The sequence below is a fragment of the Streptomyces sp. Act143 genome (assembly GCF_003143935.1).
GTDB lineage: Bacteria > Actinomycetota > Actinomycetes > Streptomycetales > Streptomycetaceae > Streptomyces.
Window position 1 is genome coordinate 4,704 of the sequence record NZ_QFRX01000012.1, and the last position, 4,516, is coordinate 9,219.

Annotated in this window: 1 protein-coding gene; it reads left to right on the forward strand. The window is 70.0% G+C overall.

From position 1 onward, the window contains the following. A partial coding sequence (locus DI272_RS43750) for a non-ribosomal peptide synthetase (protein ID WP_258314946.1) occupies positions 1-4,516 on the forward strand: 4,516 nt, incomplete at both ends.

A 4,516-nucleotide genomic window follows, 5' to 3' on the forward strand; every position in this document is an offset into this window, starting at 1 on the left:
AGCATGCCCGCAGGCGCGCTGGTGAACCTGCTGGAGTGGCACCACGAGCAGATCGGCGGCGAACCCGGCACGAGGACCGCTCAGTTCACGGCCGTCAGCTTCGACGTCTCCGCGCAGGAGATGCTGTCGGCCCTGATGTTCGGCAAGACCCTGGTGATCCCGGACGAGGACGTCCGGCGGGACGCGGCCCGGTTCGTCGAGTGGCTGGACGAGCACGAAGTGGAGGAACTGTTCGCGCCCAACCTCGTGCTGGAAGCTGTCGCCGAAGCAGCCGTCGAGCAGGGACGCGCGCTGCCCCGGCTGCGGACCATCGCGCAGGCCGGCGAGGCCCTCATGCTGAGCCGCGTCGTCCGTGAGTTCCAGTCCTCGGCACCGGAGCGCGTGCTGCACAACCACTACGGCCCCACCGAGACCCACGTGGTCACGGCCCATACCTTGAGCGACGACCCCGACAGGTGGCCGCTCACCGCACCGATCGGCCGGCCGATCGCCAACACCCGGGCCTATGTGCTGGGTTCGGGGCTGGAGTTGGTGGCGCCCGGTGTGGTGGGGGAGTTGTACATCGCGGGCGCCGGTGTGGCCCGTGGGTATCTGAACAAGCCCGGTATGACGGCGGAGCGGTTCGTGGCGGACCCGTACGCTTCCGAGTCCGGCGCTCGTATGTACCGCACCGGTGACCTGGTGCGGTGGAACCAGGACGGCGAGCTGGAGTTCGTCGGCCGCGCCGACCACCAGATCAAGATCCGCGGCTTCCGCATCGAACCCGGCGAGATCGAGAACGTCCTCACCGAGCACCCCCACATCACCCAGGCCGCCGTAGTCGTCCGCGAGGACCAGCCCGGCAGGCCCCGGCTGGTGGCCTATGTGGTGGCCCGGGAGGCCCTGCGCCCCGGGGAGGCACGGGAGTTCGTGCGCGAGCGGCTGCCCGAACACATGGTGCCCTCGGCCGTCGCACTCCTGGACAGGCTGCCCCTGACGGCCAACGGCAAGCTGGACCGCGCCGCCCTGCCCGCGCCGGACTTCGCACCGACCGTATCCGGACGGGAGGCACGTACGCCGCAGGAGCAGATCGTGTGCGATCTGTTCGCGCAGGTGCTGGGGCTGCCCCGGGTCGGCGTGGACGACGATTTCTTCGGGCTCGGCGGCCACTCGCTGCTGGCCACCCGCCTCATCGCCCGCATCCGGGCCGCCTTCAGCGTCGAGATCGGCCTGCGCACGCTCTTCGAGGCACGGACCGCGGGCGCGGTCGCGGCCCGGCTCGACACCGCCGGGCCCGCACGGCTCGCCCTGACCAAGCAGCAACTGCCCGACGCGGTGCCCTTGTCGTTCGCTCAGCGCCGCCTGTGGTTCCTGCACAAGATGGAGGGGCCGAGCGCCACCTACAACATCCCGCTGACTCTCACGCTGAGTGGTGAGTTGGACCGTGACGCGCTGCGGGCCGCGCTCGGGGACGTGGTGTCCCGGCACGAGAGTCTGCGGACGGTGTTCCCCGAGGCCGACGGCACTCCGTACCAGCACGTCCTCGACGGCGTGAACGTCGCGATGCCCACCACGGACATCGCCGAGACGGAACTGCCGGACGTCCTGAAGTCAGCGGCCCGGCACGCCTTCGATCTGGCGAGCGAAATCCCCCTGCGCGCCGAGCTGTTCCGCCTCGCCCCCGACCGCCACGTCCTCGTCCTGGTTCTGCATCACATTGCGGGTGATGGTTGGTCGTTGGGCCCGCTCGCTGCCGATCTCACGCGTGCCTATACGGCGCGGGTGGAGGGGCGGGTGCCGGAGTGGCGTGAGCTGGCGGTGCAGTACGCGGATTACACGTTGTGGCAGAACGAGCTGCTGGGTGACCAGAACGACCCGGACAGTCTGTTCGCGACGCAGATCGCCTACTGGCGGGAGGCGTTGGCGGGTCTGCCGGATCAGCTGACGCTGCCTGCGGACCGTCCGCGTCCGGCGGTGATGACCTACCGGGGTGACTACGTCACCGTTGACATCGAGCCAGACCTGCACCGGCGACTGGCCGATCTCGCGCGGGCGTCGGGTGCGAGTTTGTTCATGGTGTTGCAGGCGGGCCTGGCTGCTTTGCTGACTCGGTTGGGGGCGGGGGAGGATGTGCCGGTGGGCAGTCCGGTGGCCGGCCGCACCGATCAGGCGCTGGATGAGTTGGTCGGGTTCTTCGTCAACACGCTGGTGTTGCGCACGGATACGTCGGGTGATCCGAGTTTCGCCGAGTTGATCGCGCGGGTGCGGGAGCGGAGTCTGGCCGCCTATGCGCACCAGGATGTCCCGTTCGAGTACCTGGTCGAGTTGCTCAACCCGACCCGGACCCTGTCGCACCATCCGCTGTTCCAGGTGATGCTGGCGCTGCAGAACGCGCCTGAGGCGAGTTTCCGGCTTCCCGGGCTGACGATCGATGTCGCTCCGGGGCGCACGGGGACGGCGAAGTTCGACCTGTTCTTCAGTCTCGCCGAGCAGCGCGGGGAGCGCGGTGAGCCGCAGGGCATCAGCGGGGCTGTGGAGTACTCCAGCGACATCTACGACGCGCCTACCGTGCAGGCCCTGTTCGACCGTTGGCTGCACTTCCTCGACATCGCCACCACCCACCCCGACCAGCCCCTCAACCACATCGACATCCTCACCCCCGACGAACACCGGCAATTGCTCGGCACTTGGCTTGAGACCGAGACCGAGGTCGGCGAGAAGCTGCTGCCGGTCCGCTTCGCCGAGCAGGCCATCGCCACCCCTGACGCCGTCGCCGTCATCGCCGGGGACACCTCCCTGACGTATGCGGAGCTGGACCGCCGCGCCAACCGCCTCGCGCACCTCCTGCTGCGCCGGGGCGCGGGTCCGGACCGGCTGGTCGCGCTGGCTCTACCGCGTTCGGCCGAGCTGGTGGTCGCCCTGTTGGCCGTACTCAAGAGCGGTGCCGCGTATCTGCCGCTGGATCCGGACCACCCGGCCGGTCGCCGCGCCTACGTCCTCGAGGACGCACGGCCCGCCCTGTTGCTCACCACACTGGCGACCGACTCCCGGACGCCGGAACGTGGTTCGGCGGAACGACTGGTGCTGGACTCCCCGGACGTACACGCACATCTGGCCGCCTGCCCCGACACCGACCCGGCCGAGACCGGCCAGGCAGGGCCGCCGGCCCCCGAGTCCGCCGCCTACGTGATCTACACGTCCGGCTCGACCGGTCGCCCCAAGGGCGTGGTCGTACCGCACGCGCCGCTGCTCAACTTCCTGGAAGCAATGCGGCGCCAGGTCCCGCTCCGGACGGGCGAACGGCTGCTCGCCGTCACCACGGTGGCGTTCGACATCGCCGCGCTGGAGCTGTACCACCCGCTCCTGTCGGGCGCCACAGTCGTCCTCGCCCCCAAGGAGGCCGTCCCTCAGCCGTCCGCCGTGCTCGACCTGATCGCCCGGCACGGCGTCACGGTCGTACAGGGCACCCCGTCGTTGTGGCAGTTGCTGGTGTCGCACGAGCCGGAGGCGCTACGGGGCCTGCGTATTCTCGTCGGCGGCGAGGCGCTGCCCACCCCGCTCGCCGAGTCGATGCGCACGCTCACCGACGACCTGACCAACCTGTACGGCCCCACCGAGACCACCATCTGGTCGACCGCCGCGGACCTGGCCGACGGCGCGGGCGCACCGCCGATCGGCCGGCCGATCGCCAACACGCGGACTTATGTGCTGGGTTCGGGGCTGGAGTTGGTGGCGCCCGGTGTGGTGGGGGAGTTGTACATCGCGGGCGCCGGTGTGGCCCGTGGGTATCTGAACAAGCCCGGTATGACGGCGGAGCGGTTCGTGGCGGACCCGTACGCTTCCGAGTCCGGCGCTCGTATGTACCGCACCGGTGACCTGGTGCGGTGGAACCAGGACGGCGAGCTGGAGTTCGTCGGCCGCGCCGACCACCAGATCAAGATCCGCGGCTTCCGCATCGAACCCGGCGAGATCGAGGAGGTGCTCACCGACCACCCGGAGATCGCGCAGGCCGCCGTCGTCGTCCGCGAGGACCAGCCCGGCGACACCCGGCTCGTCGCCTACGTCGTAGCCGACACCTCGGCGCGCGACCACGACGAGGCTGTGGAGCAGGACCAGCTCAGCGAGTGGCAGAACCTGTACGACGCCGTGTACACCGCCGCGGAGCAGACCGCCTTCGGCGAGAACTTCGCCAGCTGGAACAGCAGTTACGACGGCCGGCCGATCCCGCTGCCCGAGATGCGGGAGTGGCGGGACACGACCGTCGCCCGCATCCGGTGCCTGAGGCCGCGCCGCGTCCTGGAAATCGGTGTCGGCACCGGCCTGCTCCTGGCCCGACTCGCGCCCGAGTGCGAGGAGTACTGGGGCACGGATTTCTCCCGCACTGTCATCGACGAGCTCCAGCCGCACGTCGACGCCGATCCCGTCCTCGCCAACCGGGTCCGCCTCCGCACCCAGCCCGCCCACGACTTCGGCGACCTGCCGCGAGAGCACTTCGACACGATCGTGCTCAACTCCGTGGCCCAGTACTTCCCGAACG